General features: G+C 54.8%; 13 protein-coding genes. 11 read left to right on the top strand and 2 right to left on the bottom strand.

The window, feature by feature from the left end; all coding sequences use genetic code 11:
* Window positions 1-3: 3 nt before the first annotated feature.
* The 8 genes from flgE to flgL all read left to right on the top strand — a co-directional run bounded on the left by flgE (window position 4) and on the right by flgL (window position 8293).
* The gene (gene flgE / locus ACLJNW_RS05870) at window positions 4-1215 is read left to right on the top strand and encodes a flagellar hook protein FlgE (RefSeq protein WP_000010562.1); all 1212 of its coding nucleotides are present in this window, start codon (window positions 4-6) and stop codon (window positions 1213-1215) included.
* A 20-nt stretch (window positions 1216-1235) separates the two neighbouring features.
* Window positions 1236-1991 (top strand): flagellar basal body rod protein FlgF, encoded by a 756-nt coding sequence (locus ACLJNW_RS05865; RefSeq protein WP_000349278.1) that lies wholly within the window; start codon window positions 1236-1238, stop codon window positions 1989-1991.
* 13 nt (window positions 1992-2004) lie between these two features.
* Complete coding sequence (flgG, locus tag ACLJNW_RS05860; RefSeq protein ID WP_000625851.1) at window positions 2005-2787, top strand: flagellar basal-body rod protein FlgG; 783 nt, start codon at window positions 2005-2007, stop codon at window positions 2785-2787.
* 54 nt (window positions 2788-2841) lie between these two features.
* Window positions 2842-3540, top strand: coding sequence for a flagellar basal body L-ring protein FlgH (flgH, locus tag ACLJNW_RS05855; RefSeq protein WP_001174897.1), 699 nt, complete (start codon window positions 2842-2844; stop codon window positions 3538-3540).
* Window positions 3541-3551: 11 nt separating this feature from the next.
* On the top strand, window positions 3552-4649 hold the full coding sequence (locus ACLJNW_RS05850) for a flagellar basal body P-ring protein FlgI (RefSeq protein ID WP_001518955.1): 1098 nt from the start codon (window positions 3552-3554) through the stop codon (window positions 4647-4649).
* Entirely contained in the window at window positions 4649-5599 is a 951-nt protein-coding gene (flgJ, locus tag ACLJNW_RS05845) for a flagellar assembly peptidoglycan hydrolase FlgJ (RefSeq protein ID WP_000578692.1), read from the top strand. The genes ACLJNW_RS05850 and flgJ overlap by 1 nt, the downstream gene beginning before the upstream one ends.
* 64 nt (window positions 5600-5663) lie before the next feature.
* On the top strand, window positions 5664-7325 hold the full coding sequence (flgK, locus tag ACLJNW_RS05840; protein WP_024154810.1) for a flagellar hook-associated protein FlgK: 1662 nt from the start codon (window positions 5664-5666) through the stop codon (window positions 7323-7325).
* A gap of 14 nt (window positions 7326-7339) precedes the next feature.
* Window positions 7340-8293 carry a flagellar hook-associated protein FlgL gene (flgL, locus tag ACLJNW_RS05835; protein ID WP_001223032.1) on the top strand — a complete coding sequence of 318 codons (954 nt, stop codon included), beginning with the start codon at window positions 7340-7342 and terminating at the stop codon, window positions 8291-8293.
* Window positions 8294-8549: 256 nt separating this feature from the next.
* On the opposite strand, the gene rne is transcribed toward flgL, so the two are convergent.
* Complete coding sequence (gene rne / locus ACLJNW_RS05830; RefSeq protein ID WP_023203916.1) at window positions 8550-11753, bottom strand: ribonuclease E; 3204 nt, start codon at window positions 11751-11753, stop codon at window positions 8550-8552.
* 573 nt (window positions 11754-12326) lie between these two features.
* Here rne and rluC point away from each other — a divergent pair.
* The 3 genes from rluC (at window position 12327) to ACLJNW_RS05815 (ending at window position 14614) form a co-directional block, all read left to right on the top strand.
* Window positions 12327-13286: a 23S rRNA pseudouridine(955/2504/2580) synthase RluC gene (gene rluC / locus ACLJNW_RS05825; RefSeq protein ID WP_023203917.1), complete on the top strand. Its 960-nt coding sequence runs from the start codon at window positions 12327-12329 to the stop codon at window positions 13284-13286.
* 155 nt (window positions 13287-13441) lie between these two features.
* Window positions 13442-14185: a DUF3053 domain-containing protein gene (locus tag ACLJNW_RS05820; protein ID WP_077910178.1), complete on the top strand. Its 744-nt coding sequence runs from the start codon at window positions 13442-13444 to the stop codon at window positions 14183-14185.
* Between the two features lie 204 nt (window positions 14186-14389).
* On the top strand, window positions 14390-14614 hold the full coding sequence (locus ACLJNW_RS05815; RefSeq protein WP_000528428.1) for a hypothetical protein: 225 nt from the start codon (window positions 14390-14392) through the stop codon (window positions 14612-14614).
* A 71-nt stretch (window positions 14615-14685) separates the two neighbouring features.
* Here ACLJNW_RS05815 and ACLJNW_RS05810 read toward each other — a convergent pair whose 3' ends face one another.
* Window positions 14686-15270: a Maf family protein gene (locus ACLJNW_RS05810; protein WP_001137607.1), complete on the bottom strand. Its 585-nt coding sequence runs from the start codon at window positions 15268-15270 to the stop codon at window positions 14686-14688.
* Window positions 15271-15368: the final 98 nt, after the last annotated feature.

The raw sequence follows: 15368 nt of genomic DNA, 5'->3' as shown, positions 1-15368 counted from the left end.
GTCATGTCTTTTTCTCAAGCGGTTAGCGGCCTGAACGCTGCGGCCACCAACCTTGATGTTATCGGTAATAACATCGCCAACTCCGCCACCTATGGCTTTAAGTCCGGTACGGCATCATTTGCCGATATGTTCGCCGGTTCCAAAGTGGGGCTGGGCGTAAAAGTGGCGGGGATTACCCAGGATTTTACCGACGGTACGACAACGAACACCGGGCGCGGGCTGGATGTCGCGATTAGCCAGAACGGTTTTTTCCGCCTGGTAGACAGCAACGGTTCCGTGTTCTATAGCCGCAACGGCCAGTTCAAACTGGACGAGAACCGTAACCTGGTCAATATGCAGGGGATGCAGTTGACCGGCTATCCGGCCACCGGTACGCCGCCGACCATTCAGCAGGGGGCGAATCCTGCGCCGATCACCATTCCGAACACGCTGATGGCGGCGAAATCGACCACCACCGCGTCAATGCAGATCAACCTGAACTCAACGGACCCTGTACCGTCTAAAACGCCCTTTAGCGTGAGTGATGCGGATTCGTATAACAAAAAAGGCACCGTCACCGTTTATGACAGCCAGGGTAATGCCCATGACATGAACGTCTATTTTGTGAAAACCAAAGATAATGAATGGGCCGTGTACACCCATGACAGCAGCGATCCTGCAGCCACAGCGCCGGCGGCACCATCAACCACTCTGGTATTTAACGCAAACGGGACACTGCAATCCGGCGGTACGGTGAACATCACCACCGGTACGATTAATGGCGCGACAGCGGCCACCTTCTCCCTCAGCTTCCTTAACTCCATGCAGCAGAACACCGGGGCTAACAACATCGTCGCCACCAATCAGAACGGCTATAAGCCGGGCGACCTGGTGAGCTACCAGATTAACAACGACGGCACCGTGGTTGGCAACTACTCCAACGAGCAGGAGCAGGTGCTGGGGCAGATTGTGCTGGCTAACTTCGCCAATAACGAAGGTCTGGCATCCCAGGGCGATAACGTCTGGGCGGCGACGCAGGCCTCCGGGGTTGCGCTGCTGGGGACTGCCGGTTCCGGCAACTTCGGTAAGCTGACGAACGGCGCGCTGGAAGCCTCTAACGTGGATTTGAGTAAAGAGCTGGTGAATATGATCGTCGCGCAGCGTAACTACCAGTCGAATGCGCAGACCATCAAAACTCAGGACCAGATCCTCAATACGCTGGTTAACCTGCGCTAAGCGCCTGACGGGATAGCTTAATGGATCACGCAATTTATACAGCTATGGGGGCGGCCAGCCAGACGCTTAACCAGCAGGCGGTAACGGCCAGCAACCTGGCTAATGCCTCAACGCCGGGCTTTCGCGCGCAGCTTAACGCGTTACGCGCGGTGCCTGTTGATGGCCTCTCTTTAGCAACGCGCACGCTGGTTACGGCGTCGACGCCCGGGGCGGATATGACCCCGGGTCAGTTGGACTACACCTCCCGTCCGCTGGATGTCGCGTTACAGCAGGACGGCTGGCTGGTAGTGCAAGCGGCGGATGGCGCTGAAGGATATACCCGTAACGGGAATATCCAGGTGGGTCCGACCGGGCAGTTAACCATTCAGGGACATCCGGTTATCGGCGAAGGCGGCCCGATTACCGTTCCTGAAGGGTCGGAAATCACCATTGCGGCAGACGGCACGATCTCCGCGCTCAATCCCGGCGACCCGCCAAACACGGTGGCGCCCGTTGGGCGACTGAAGCTGGTCAAAGCGGAAGGCAATGAGGTGCAGCGGAGCGATGACGGTTTATTCCGCCTTACCGCCGAGGCACAGGCTGAACGCGGGGCGGTACTGGCCGCCGACCCGTCAATTCGCATTATGTCGGGCGTGCTGGAGGGCAGTAACGTCAAGCCGGTTGAAGCGATGACCGACATGATCGCCAACGCACGTCGTTTTGAAATGCAGATGAAGGTTATCACCAGCGTAGATGAGAACGAAGGGCGAGCTAACCAACTGCTGTCGATGAGTTAATACAGGACATTTTATGATCAGTTCATTATGGATCGCCAAAACCGGTCTGGACGCGCAGCAAACCAATATGGATGTGATTGCCAATAACCTGGCAAACGTCAGCACCAATGGTTTTAAGCGTCAGCGCGCGGTATTTGAAGATCTGTTGTATCAGACCATCCGCCAGCCGGGCGCGCAGTCGTCCGAGCAGACGACGCTGCCTTCAGGGCTGCAAATCGGTACCGGCGTGCGTCCGGTCGCCACGGAGCGTCTGCACAGTCAGGGGAACCTGTCGCAGACCAACAACAGTAAAGATGTGGCGATTAAAGGGCAGGGCTTTTTCCAGGTCATGCTGCCGGACGGTACGTCTGCTTATACCCGCGATGGCTCTTTCCAGGTGGATCAGAATGGTCAACTGGTGACGGCGGGCGGTTTTCAGGTGCAGCCGGCAATCACCATTCCGGCCAACGCGTTAAGCATCACGATTGGCCGCGACGGCGTGGTCAGCGTGACCCAGCAGGGGCAGGCCGCGCCGGTTCAGGTCGGGCAGCTTAACCTGACCACCTTTATGAACGACACCGGGCTGGAAAGCATCGGCGAGAACCTCTATATCGAAACGCAATCGTCCGGCGCGCCGAACGAAAGCACGCCGGGGCTCAACGGCGCGGGGTTGTTGTATCAAGGGTATGTCGAAACGTCGAACGTTAACGTGGCGGAAGAGCTGGTGAACATGATTCAGGTTCAACGCGCCTATGAAATTAACAGTAAAGCAGTATCGACGACCGATCAGATGCTGCAGAAACTGACGCAACTCTAAGGGGCCGCCGGTGGGGGATACGCCACCGGCTCCCTGATTTTGAAGATGAAGGTAATGCAAAAATACGCGCTTCACGCTTACCCAGTTATGGCCCTGATGGTCGCGACGCTGACAGGATGCGCCTGGATACCCGCTAAACCGCTTGTGCAGGGGGCGACCACGGCGCAGCCGATACCTGGCCCGGTACCGGTGGCGAATGGCTCCATATTTCAGTCTGCGCAGCCGATTAATTATGGCTATCAGCCGCTTTTTGAAGATCGTCGACCGCGTAATATCGGCGATACGCTCACGATTGTGTTACAGGAAAACGTCAGCGCCAGTAAAAGCTCGTCGGCAAATGCCAGTCGCGACGGCAAAACCAGTTTTGGTTTTGATACGGTACCGCGTTATCTGCAGGGATTATTCGGTAATTCCCGCGCGGATATGGAGGCCTCCGGCGGCAACTCTTTTAACGGCAAAGGCGGCGCGAATGCCAGCAATACCTTTAGCGGCACGCTGACCGTGACCGTCGATCAGGTTCTGGCCAATGGCAATTTACACGTCGTGGGGGAAAAACAGATCGCGATTAATCAGGGAACGGAATTCATCCGCTTCTCCGGCGTGGTAAATCCACGCACCATCAGCGGCAGCAACTCTGTTCCCTCGACACAGGTGGCGGATGCGCGGATTGAATATGTCGGGAACGGCTATATTAACGAAGCGCAAAATATGGGCTGGCTGCAACGTTTCTTCCTTAATTTGTCGCCGATGTAAGCGAGGTGTATGTGTTTAAAGCTCTTGCAGGAATCGTTCTGGCACTGGTTGCCACTCTGGCGCACGCCGAGCGTATCCGGGATCTGACCAGTGTCCAGGGAGTACGGGAAAACTCGCTGATCGGCTACGGGCTGGTGGTCGGGCTGGACGGTACGGGCGACCAGACGACCCAGACGCCATTTACCACCCAGACGCTGAATAACATGCTGTCACAACTGGGGATTACGGTCCCCACCGGCACCAACATGCAGTTGAAAAACGTGGCGGCGGTGATGGTGACGGCGTCGTATCCGCCTTTTGCGCGACAGGGACAAACGATCGATGTCGTCGTTTCCTCAATGGGGAACGCTAAAAGTCTGCGTGGCGGGACGTTATTAATGACGCCGTTAAAAGGGGTGGACAGCCAGGTGTATGCTCTGGCGCAGGGCAATATTCTGGTCGGCGGCGCGGGCGCTTCCGCAGGCGGCAGTAGCGTGCAGGTTAACCAGCTTAATGGCGGGCGCATCACTAACGGCGCGATTATCGAACGCGAGTTGCCGACTCAGTTCGGCGCTGGCAACACCATTAATCTGCAATTGAACGACGAAGATTTTACGATGGCGCAGCAAATTACCGACGCCATCAACCGCGCGCGCGGTTACGGCAGCGCCACTGCGCTTGATGCGCGAACGGTACAGGTACGCGTGCCCAGCGGCAACAGCTCGCAGGTGCGTTTTCTGGCGGACATTCAAAATATGGAAGTCAACGTGACGCCGCAGGATGCAAAAGTCGTGATCAACTCGCGTACCGGTTCGGTGGTCATGAATCGGGAAGTCACGCTGGATAGCTGCGCTGTGGCGCAGGGCAATTTGTCAGTGACAGTCAATCGCCAGCTCAACGTCAACCAGCCGAATACGCCATTTGGCGGCGGGCAGACCGTGGTGACGCCACAGACTCAGATAGATTTGCGTCAGAGCGGCGGATCGCTACAGAGCGTGCGTTCCAGCGCCAATCTGAACAGCGTAGTGCGCGCGTTGAATGCGCTTGGCGCGACGCCGATGGACCTGATGTCGATTTTGCAGTCCATGCAGAGCGCGGGCTGTCTACGCGCCAAACTGGAAATCATCTGATGATAGGAGACGGTAAATTGCTGGCCAGCGCGGCCTGGGATGCGCAATCTCTGAACGAACTGAAAGCGAAAGCGGGCCAGGACCCGGCGGCGAATATCCGTCCTGTGGCCCGTCAGGTGGAAGGGATGTTTGTGCAGATGATGCTGAAAAGTATGCGCGAGGCTTTACCCAAAGATGGTTTATTCAGCAGCGATCAGACGCGTCTGTATACCAGCATGTATGACCAGCAGATCGCCCAGCAGATGACTGCCGGCAAGGGACTGGGGCTGGCGGATATGATGGTTAAACAGATGACCAGCGGGCAGACGATGCCTGCGGATGACGCGCCGCAAGTACCGCTTAAATTCTCCCTGGAGACGGTAAACAGCTATCAAAATCAGGCGCTGACCCAACTGGTGCGCAAAGCCATACCGAAAACGCCGGACAGCAGCGATGCGCCGCTCTCCGGCGACAGTAAAGACTTTCTGGCCCGGCTTTCGCTCCCGGCGAGGCTGGCCAGCGAACAAAGCGGGGTGCCGCATCATCTGATTCTGGCGCAGGCGGCGCTGGAGTCCGGCTGGGGGCAGCGGCAAATCCTGCGGGAGAATGGCGAACCCAGCTATAACGTATTTGGCGTGAAAGCGACCGCCAGTTGGAAAGGGCCGGTGACGGAAATCACCACCACTGAATACGAAAATGGCGAAGCGAAAAAAGTGAAAGCGAAATTCCGCGTCTATAGCTCGTATCTGGAGGCATTATCGGATTATGTCGCGCTGTTAACGCGTAACCCACGCTACGCTGCCGTGACCACTGCCGCCACGGCAGAGCAGGGCGCAGTGGCTCTGCAAAACGCCGGATACGCCACTGACCCGAATTACGCGCGTAAATTGACCAGCATGATTCAGCAGTTGAAAGCGATGAGTGAAAAGGTCAGCAAAACCTACAGCGCGAATCTCGACAATCTCTTTTAAATTGCTCAAGTCCACGTAGTCGCTGCCGATAACAACGAGTATTGAAGGATTAAAAGGAACCATCATGTCCAGCTTGATTAATCACGCCATGAGCGGACTTAACGCCGCGCAGGCCGCGTTAAATACGGTCAGTAATAACATCAACAATTATAACGTTGCGGGTTATACCCGGCAGACAACTATTCTGGCGCAGGCAAACAGTACGTTAGGGGCTGGCGGCTGGATAGGTAATGGCGTTTACGTTTCAGGCGTACAGCGCGAATATGATGCGTTTATCACTAATCAGCTACGCGGCGCGCAAAACCAGAGCAGCGGCTTAACCACGCGCTATGAACAAATGTCGAAAATCGACAACCTGCTGGCCGATAAATCCAGCTCACTGTCTGATTCGTTGCAGAGTTTTTTTACCAGCCTGCAAACGTTAGTCAGTAACGCGGAAGATCCTGCGGCGCGTCAGGCGCTGATTGGTAAAGCGGAAGGGCTGGTAAACCAGTTCAAAACCACCGATCAGTATCTGCGCGATCAGGATAAACAGGTCAATATCGCGATTGGCTCCAGCGTGGCGCAAATCAACAATTACGCGAAGCAGATAGCTAACCTGAACGATCAAATCTCCCGTATGACGGGCGTAGGCGCGGGCGCATCGCCGAACGACCTGCTCGATCAGCGTGATCAGTTGGTCAGCGAGCTTAACAAGATCGTTGGCGTCGAGGTGAGTGTACAGGACGGCGGCACCTATAACCTGACGATGGCCAATGGCTATACGCTGGTGCAGGGGTCGACGGCGCGTCAGTTGGCGGCGGTTCCCTCCAGCGCCGACCCGACGCGAACGACTGTCGCTTATGTCGATGAGGCCGCCGGTAACATCGAAATTCCGGAAAAGTTGCTGAACACCGGTTCGCTCGGCGGATTACTGACGTTCCGTTCTCAGGATCTGGATCAGACTCGTAATACGCTGGGCCAGTTGGCGTTGGCGTTTGCCGATGCGTTTAACGCGCAGCATACCAAAGGTTATGACGCCGACGGCAATAAAGGGAAAGACTTCTTTAGCATTGGCTCGCCGGTGGTATATAGCAACAGTAATAATGCCGATAAAACGGTATCGCTAACCGCTAAGGTGGTCGACAGCACGAAGGTTCAGGCAACGGATTATAAGATTGTTTTTGACGGTACAGACTGGCAGGTTACTCGCACTGCGGATAACACCACTTTCACGGCGACAAAAGATGCTGACGGAAAACTGGAGATTGACGGTCTGAAAGTGACGGTAGGGACTGGCGCACAGAAAAACGACAGTTTTCTTCTCAAGCCGGTCAGCAATGCTATCGTCGACATGAACGTTAAAGTGACAAATGAAGCCGAGATTGCGATGGCGTCTGAGTCAAAACTCGATCCTGACGTGGATACCGGCGACAGCGATAACCGCAATGGTCAGGCATTGCTGGACTTACAAAACAGCAATGTAGTGGGCGGCAACAAAACTTTTAACGATGCTTACGCCACGTTGGTCAGCGATGTGGGTAACAAAACGTCAACGCTGAAAACCAGCAGCACCACGCAGGCGAATGTGGTTAAACAGCTTTATAAACAGCAACAGTCGGTTTCCGGCGTTAACCTCGACGAAGAGTACGGCAATTTGCAGCGTTATCAGCAGTATTATCTGGCGAATGCGCAAGTATTGCAGACCGCGAATGCGCTGTTTGATGCGTTATTGAATATTCGCTAAAGGAGAAGGATGACATGCGTATCAGTACCCAGATGATGTACGAACAAAATATGAGCGGCATCACTAATTCTCAGGCCGAATGGATGAAGCTGGGCGAGCAGATGTCTACCGGTAAGCGCGTTACCAACCCATCTGACGATCCGATCGCCGCGTCGCAGGCGGTAGTACTCTCTCAGGCGCAGGCGCAGAATAGCCAGTACGCCCTGGCGCGTACGTTTGCCACCCAAAAAGTGTCGCTGGAAGAAAGCGTACTCAGTCAGGTGACGACGGCGATTCAAACCGCGCAGGAAAAAATCGTCTATGCCGGAAACGGCACGTTAAGCGACGATGACCGCGCGTCGCTGGCGACGGATTTACAGGGGATCCGCGATCAGCTGATGAACCTGGCAAACAGCACTGACGGCAATGGTCGCTATATCTTTGCCGGGTATAAAACGGAAGCGGCGCCATTCGACCAGGCGACAGGTGGTTATCATGGCGGCGAGAAAAGTGTTACCCAGCAGGTGGATTCCGCACGCACGATGGTAATTGGCCATACGGGAGCGCAAATTTTTAATAGCATCACCAGCAATGCGGTGCCGGAACCGGATGGCTCGGACTCCGAAAAGAATCTGTTTGTCATGCTCGATACGGCAATTGCCGCGCTCAAGACCCCGGTGGAAGGCAATGACGTGGAAAAAGAAAAAGCCGCTGCCGCCATTGATAAAACCAATCGCGGCTTAAAAAATTCGCTTAATAACGTCCTGACCGTTCGTGCGGAACTGGGAACGCAACTGAGCGAACTCAGTACGCTGGATTCACTGGGAAGCGACCGTGCGCTGGGACAGAAGTTGCAGATGAGCAACCTGGTAGATGTGGACTGGAACTCGGTCATTTCTTCCTACGTCATGCAACAGGCGGCATTACAGGCGTCCTATAAAACGTTTACCGACATGCAGGGAATGTCGCTTTTCCAGTTGAACCGGTAACACCTCTTTTTGAAACATATCACGAAACTGGATATGTTTTGTCTGCCCGCGCCATCCACCCCGGCGCGGGCATTTTTTTAGTCGTCATTGAGTTAGTGGTCATATTGTCGCGCCCGTAGCGACGCCATCCGTACGTATTATCCCGCCCGATCTCATAAACGCCTGGAGTGACTAAAAGACGCCATGGGGTGAGGCATCGCCCTGTAAGGGGCATAAAAAAGCCGACCTGGCGGTCGGCTTTGTATCAGCATTTACATCATTCTACCGGCTGTGGGCGTGTCGCCGGGGCGCTGGCGTGACGTGTGGCGCTGTGTCCGCCTGCTGCGCCTTTACCTTCAAAGTGGAAGGAAGGGCGCTGCCAGTCGCTATGGTGCGGGGTTTCCGGCACATATTCCGGCGCTGGCGCACGCGTCATCGGCGCGCTGGCGTGGTTATGATCGTCAACGCAGACAACGTCCTGCGGTTTTTCCACCACCTGGGCCGGTGCGATAACGGTTTCTTCTGCCGTGTGCTCCACAACAGCCGCTTCCGCTTTTGTCTCTTCTTCTGGCTCGACAACGACAACATCAGCTACGTTTTCAGCCACCGTAATGGACGCGTCGGCGGTTTCTGCTACCGGTTCGGCGTCAGCAATAACCTCTTGCGCTTCCGGCGTATCGCTTTCGGCAATCAGTTGCGGCTGTTCATCAACTGGCGCGGCAATGACTTCCGGATGCGTTGTCTCGACCTCGACGACTTCCGACGTCTGTGGTTCGGCGACGGTCTGCGGCTCAACGGCAACGTTTTCTACCGCCTGTACTGACGCTTGTGGTTCGAGCGCTACGGTCGCAGCGATAACCTGCTGTTCAGCAACAACCGGTTGTGGCAGCGCCAGATCTGCTTCACGCTGCTCTTCAACAACCTGCGTTTCCTGAGGACGGACAATCGGGTAGCGGATCCAGACTTTACCGGACGCCATTTCCGGCGACGCGCAGGCGACGGTTAACGGCATCGGCGATTGTGTCGGGTAGCGCTCGTCACGATAGCGACGGCGACGCTGACCGCTTACGCGCAGGTGGCGCGGAGAACGGCGGGAGCGACGCGGCATACCGGTATTATCGCGAGGTTCTACGCTATCATCCTGCTCCGGCGCGATATCGGCGACGACAGGTAAATCAACTTTCGCCAGCTCGGTACGCGGCGCTGGAACGGGCTGTTCAACGTTTTCAACCGGGCGTGGTTCGTCGACGACGACCGGCGTGTCAACCGTTTCAACCACTGCGCTGTTGGTAAAGCGGACTTTCTGATTAAGCTGACGCTGCTTGCGGCGCGGCTGAACCTGCTGAACGCGTTCTTCCTGCTCGGTCTCCTGGACAGGCTGTTCTTCGCGGTTAAGCGCTTTTACTTCCTGCTGCGCCTGGCGCTTGTCATCATTGCGGCGGCGGCTGCGTTCGCGACGCGGCGTCTGTTGCTGTTCATCGCCGGTTTTCACTTTTTCCGCCGTTTCCTGCTGGCGGGTATCGCGCGCTTCCGCATTTTGCTGCTGCGCCTGGCGACGGTTACGACGATTATCGTCGCGGCTCTCGCCGCCGTCACGTCCGGCACGGTTATCACGGGTGTCGCGGCGTTCGTTACGATCGCGACGGTTGTTCTGCCGTGGCTTGCGACGATCCTGCTGACGCTCCGCTTTTTCTTCCGCTTTCGGCGCGGCTGTTTCAACGGTTTTCGTTTCTTCACCGCTGAACAGTTGTTTCAGCGCGTTAAGGAAGCGGCTAAACAGACCCGGCTGGGCAGGCTGCGCGGCGGCAACATTATCCTTTTTCGCCGTGGCGACGCTAACCGCCGGTTCGACAGGCGTCGGCGCCGGAGGCACATCTGGCATAGCGAATGTCGCCAGCGCAGGCTGTTCCGGGCGTTTACGCTCGGCGTACTCTTCTTCAGAAGGCAGCGCCATCGCTTCTTCGTGCAGCTTCGGCAGCATGTAGCTCAGGGTCGGCGTTTCTTCCCCTTTGCGTACGCGCAGCACGGAATAGTGCGGCGTTTCCATCTGATCGTTCGGGACGATGACACAGCGGACGCCATCCTGACGCGTCTCAATAGCGTTAACTGCCGTCCGTTTTTCGTTAAGCAGATAAGAGGCGATCGGCACCGGAACAATGGCATGGACTTCCTGCGTATTCTCTTTCAGCGCTTCTTCTTCAATCAGGCGCAGAATGGACAGCGACAGAGATTCGTTATCGCGCACGGTGCCGGTACCGCTACAGCGCGGACACACGTGATGGCTGGATTCGCCCAGCGACGGGCTCAGGCGCTGACGCGACATTTCGAGCAGGCCGAAGCGGGAAATATGGCTAATCTGAATACGCGCCCGGTCCTGACGCACCGCTTCACGCAGGCGGTTTTCTACCGCGCGCTGGTGACGTACCGGCGTCATATCGATAAAGTCGATAACGATCAGGCCGCCCAGGTCGCGCAGACGCAACTGGCGGGCAATCTCGTCGGCCGCTTCGAGATTGGTGTTGAACGCGGTTTCTTCGATATCGCCGCCGCGAGTCGCGCGGGCGGAGTTGATATCGATGGCGGTTAACGCTTCGGTACTGTCAATGACGATGGAGCCGCCGGAGGGCAGGCGCACTTCACGCTGGAACGCTGACTCGATCTGCGATTCGATCTGGTAATGGCTGAACAACGGGATTTCACCGGTGTACAGCTTAATTTTGCTGCTAAAATCCGGGCGGCCCAACGCGGCGATATGCTGACGCGCCATTTCCATCACTTTTGGATTGTCGATCAGGATTTCACCGATATCCTGACGCAGATAGTCGCGAAACGCGCGTACGATGACGTTGCTTTCCTGATGGATCAGGAACGGCGCGGGACGGCTTTCAGCGGCTTTCTGAATGGCCTCCCAGTGTTTCAGGCGGAAGCTTAAATCCCACTGCAACGCTTCGGCGGATTTACCCACGCCCGCGGTACGCACGATAAGCCCCATCCCTTCAGGAAGTTCCAGGCTGGCCAACGCTTCTTTTAACTCGGTACGATCGTCGCCTTCAATGCGACGGGAAATACCACCCGCGCGCGGGTTATTCGGCATCAGTACCAGGTAGCTGCCCGCCAGACTGATAAAGGTGGTTAACGCCGCGCCTTTGTTGCCGCGCTCTTCTTTATCGATTTGAACAATGACTTCCTGGCCTTCGCGTAACACGTCTTTAATGTTCGGGCGACCATGAGCGCTGTAGTTAGCGGGGAAATATTCGCGGGCAATTTCTTTTAACGGGAGGAAACCGTGGCGTTCTGCGCCGTAATCAACAAAAGCCGCTTCTAGGCTCGGTTCAATACGGGTAATTTTGCCTTTATAGATGTTCGCTTTTTTCTGCTCGTGTCCGGGGCTTTCTATATCCAGATCGTACAGACGCTGCCCATCTACAAGGGCGACGCGCAACTCTTCCTGCTGAGTCGCGTTGATTAACATTCTTTTCATCGTAACTTACTCATTATTCTTACGTTGACGACTAAGCTGCGGGCATGGTGACGCCTTACCGGGCATGAACCGATGGCCTCGTGACTATTTCGCGTCGCCAACCTCACGGTTATCGTCAGCTCAAAGAGGCGCAGAGTGTCGGTTGCCTGTATTTCATACGGAAACACAGCGCAATTATCAGGGAAGCAGCCTGGGCATTACTCTCCAGAGAAGATCCTATCTACCGGTAAGGACTGCAACCCGCAGCCCGCTAACTGTCTGAAAAATCAATACGTCTTACGCCATTGCTGCGTTGATGATCGGTCAGACAAAATGGGTTATTCCGCTAAACTTTTTGTTTTAACAAGTTTCGGTGCGGAAACCGCATCATTATTCCACTGCTAACCTTGTTATAGCAAGATGACTTTTACCATTTATCACCCGCTTACTCACAGTTTTTTCACCAGCGTGAGCCAATCGCTTTAATAACCAGCAAAACCGCAGTGAAAAATGTTCATCCACTGGCGTAGGCGTCTCTATAAGCATAGAAAAATGTGTGGCGCGAATCTCACAGGCTATTTAGAATCGCCCCCCATGAAAATAGAAACGCCATCCGTAAAAATTGTTGCTATCGCCGCTGACGAAGCGGGGCAACGCATTGATAACTTTTTGCGCACCCAACTGAAAGGGGTACCAAAAAGTATGATTTATCGCATCTTGCGTAAAGGCGAGGTGCGGGTGAACAAAAAACGCATTAAACCGGAATACAAACTGGAAGCGGGCGATGAAGTCCGCATTCCGCCGGTTCGCGTTGCTGAACGCGAAGAAGAGGCCGTGTCGCCGCATTTGCAAAAAGTGGCGGCGTTGGCGGACGTCATTTTGTATGAAGACGACCATATTCTGGTGCTGAATAAGCCTTCCGGCACCGCCGTACACGGCGGGAGCGGGTTAAGTTTTGGCGTCATCGAAGGGCTGCGGGCGTTGCGTCCGGAAGCGCGATTCCTGGAACTGGTGCATCGTCTTGACCGCGATACCTCCGGCGTGCTGTTGGTGGCGAAAAAACGCTCCGCGCTGCGTTCGCTGCATGAGCAACTGCGCGAAAAGGGAATGCAGAAAGATTATCTGGCGCTGGTGCGCGGCCAGTGGCAATCGCACGTTAAAACCGTACAGGCGCCATTATTAAAGAACATTCTGCAAAGCGGCGAACGTATTGTTCGCGTGAGCCAGGAAGGCAAACCGTCAGAAACGCGCTTCAAGGTGGAAGAGCGCTATGCCTTCGCCACGCTGGTGCGCTGTAGCCCGGTCACGGGCCGTACGCATCAGATTCGCGTACATACCCAATATGCCGGTCACCCTATTGCGTTCGACGATCGCTACGGCGACCGTGAGTTTGATCAACAGCTTACCGAAGCGGGAACCGGTCTTAAACGTCTCTTTCTGCACGCCGCGGCGCTGAAGTTCACGCATCCGGGAACGGGCGATGTCATGCGCATTGAAGCGCCAATGGATAACGCCCTGAAGCGCTGTCTGCAGGTGCTGCGTAACGCAAAATAGTTCCTCTCTCGGGCAGGTTATCTGCCCGAATCTCACTTTTCTCATAATATTTTTGTTTTGCTGTATCCGACGCATTTTTACCGTTGTGCACTGTTTATTCTTGCGATCCGGATTTCGGCGCGTTTAAGGACGAACAGATGGCCAATACTAGCTGGATGCGCTCATTTACTCAGCGTTGGGGAAAATACGTTATCGTGCCGCTCGTGATCGCGATGCTGACCGGTTGCGAAGGGAAGGGCGATAGTTCACGACGGGCTTTCGTTGAGTATTTGAATACGCAAGTCATTACGTCTCCCGTGGTGGGCGTCTGTGAGTTGACGCCAGCCCAACGTCAGGCTTTTGGTCATTACGCCGATGACTACGATGTACTATTAGCTGCCTACGGGCAAATCTTTGCTGTGGTGTATGAGACCGGCCAGGAGGATAAGATCACCGGTGTTATTCAGTCTGAGCGTGATAATCTGGTTTTCCTGAACGAGCTACGTGTGGCTCGTGACGTAAACAATCGATTTATCCTTCGGTTGAAAAATGTGAGTAGTGAAAACAGAAAAAAATATTCTGCTTTAAAGCTCCCCTCTGATGTGAAGCCTGTCTTTGACGCTGCGTGGAATAAAACCGTAACACCGCTGGATGAGACGATGACTCGCTATTATTTTCTGCGCGGAAAGCGGCTCGACCAACTGGTCGCAATGGGCGAGTTTCTGCAAAAACAGGGAAATAAAGTCCGCTTTGAAACGAATGGAAAAGCGGTTTTTGCCGACCTGGCAGCAAAAGAACACTTTCAGGATCAACAATTTAATTTTTTCATTACGCAGAATGATATAAACCATCTTACTCAGCAGATGGTTGAATTTATAAATAGTCAACAAGATGCGGCTGATGCTGGCGGCGTTAATTAAAGGAATGTGTCGTGAGGTGAAGCAATGTTCGGGGGAGGGCGTAAACTCATCGCGAGATGGAATTTAACGAGTCGCAAAGGGAAGGTTTCAGGACATAAACGTCCTGAGAGTTGTTCGCGAGAATAAGTTCGTAAGCCGCTTTTGACGCCGTAGAGCGCGTCAGGCGAGTATTGAGAACACGTGTTTTTACAAAACTGAACTGAGATGGGGAATTCATTAACGCGCACGTATACCGCTGTTGATACCCTATGGGATAAAACGCACCGTACATCGGTTCGTAATGCCAATGCTTTTTTTCTGGTCGGTGAATGGATTGACCAGGAAACGGGCCCGCACGAAGAGAGTGAAGATCGGCAGGCGCTAAATTGTTCACAACAAGCGCTTTCCAGTTGGTTAGAACTGGAAGCGGTCGAAACTGCTCCCCAATAAACGGGAGATAACTACCAACACGTGCAGAAACGGCTTTTAGGGGTATTTGAAAAGCCTACAGAGTAGGCCGTTTACTGCTGTAGCGGGTTGAAGCCCTCCCGTCGCAGCATCTGGCACAGGGCAATAAGCGGCAAGCCGATCAGCGTGTTCGGATCGCGGCCCTCTAAGCGCTCAAATAATGCAATGCCTAAACCTTCGCTTTTAAAACTTCCCGCGCAGTGCAGCGGATGCTCTTTACGGACATAGTCGTCTATTTCCGCTTCGCTTAAATGGCGAAAATGAACGTCAAAAGGCTCCACTTCGGTTTGTAATTGCCCGGAGGCGGAGTTATACAGTGCCAGTCCGGTATAAAACGTCACAATATTTCCGCTGGCTTTGGCTAATTGCTGACGCGCTTTTTCTTCCGTCAGCGGTTTGCCGGTGATTTCGCCGTCCAGAACACAAATTTGGTCGGAGCCAATAATCAAATGATTCGGGAAACGCGCGGCGAGCGATTGCGCCTTCGCCTGCGCCAGCCGCAGCACCAACTGACGCGGCGCTTCGCCCGGCATGGGGGTTTCATCAACATCCGGCGCGGCGCATTCGAAAGGAATCGTCAGCTTTTCCAGCAGCGCGCGACGCCAGGGAGAGGTAGACGCAAGGATGAGACGGGGCATATTTTTTCCCTCAGATATAGCGTAATGATGAGAGCCATCTTAAACTATGCTCTTCGGTCTTCAAGCCTGTCATACTGACTCGTCTTGAGCGAAAATAA

This window comes from Salmonella sp. SAL4457, from assembly GCF_046548235.1.
In the GTDB taxonomy this organism is placed as follows: Bacteria; Pseudomonadota; Gammaproteobacteria; order Enterobacterales; family Enterobacteriaceae; genus Salmonella; species Salmonella enterica.
Note: the sequence above shows the minus strand (reverse complement) of the source record. Positions and strands in the feature narration are given on the sequence as shown.

Excerpts from the sequence above, each read along its gene's own strand:
- flgK (WP_024154810.1), top strand. The coding sequence starts at position 5,664 with ATGTCCAGCTTGATTAATCACGCCATGAGCGGACTTAACGCCGCGCAG.
- rne (WP_023203916.1), bottom strand. The coding sequence starts at position 11,753 with ATGAAAAGAATGTTAATCAACGCGACTCAGCAGGAAGAGTTGCGCGTC.
- flgG (WP_000625851.1), top strand. The coding sequence starts at position 2,005 with ATGATCAGTTCATTATGGATCGCCAAAACCGGTCTGGACGCGCAGCAA.
- flgL (WP_001223032.1), top strand. The coding sequence starts at position 7,340 with ATGCGTATCAGTACCCAGATGATGTACGAACAAAATATGAGCGGCATC.
- flgH (WP_001174897.1), top strand. The coding sequence starts at position 2,842 with ATGCAAAAATACGCGCTTCACGCTTACCCAGTTATGGCCCTGATGGTC.
- ACLJNW_RS05820 (WP_077910178.1), top strand. The coding sequence starts at position 13,442 with ATGCGCTCATTTACTCAGCGTTGGGGAAAATACGTTATCGTGCCGCTC.
- flgJ (WP_000578692.1), top strand. The coding sequence starts at position 4,649 with ATGATAGGAGACGGTAAATTGCTGGCCAGCGCGGCCTGGGATGCGCAA.
- flgE (WP_000010562.1), top strand. The coding sequence starts at position 4 with ATGTCTTTTTCTCAAGCGGTTAGCGGCCTGAACGCTGCGGCCACCAAC.
- ACLJNW_RS05865 (WP_000349278.1), top strand. The coding sequence starts at position 1,236 with ATGGATCACGCAATTTATACAGCTATGGGGGCGGCCAGCCAGACGCTT.
- ACLJNW_RS05810 (WP_001137607.1), bottom strand. The coding sequence starts at position 15,270 with ATGCCCCGTCTCATCCTTGCGTCTACCTCTCCCTGGCGTCGCGCGCTG.
- ACLJNW_RS05815 (WP_000528428.1), top strand. The coding sequence starts at position 14,390 with ATGGGGAATTCATTAACGCGCACGTATACCGCTGTTGATACCCTATGG.
- rluC (WP_023203917.1), top strand. The coding sequence starts at position 12,327 with ATGAAAATAGAAACGCCATCCGTAAAAATTGTTGCTATCGCCGCTGAC.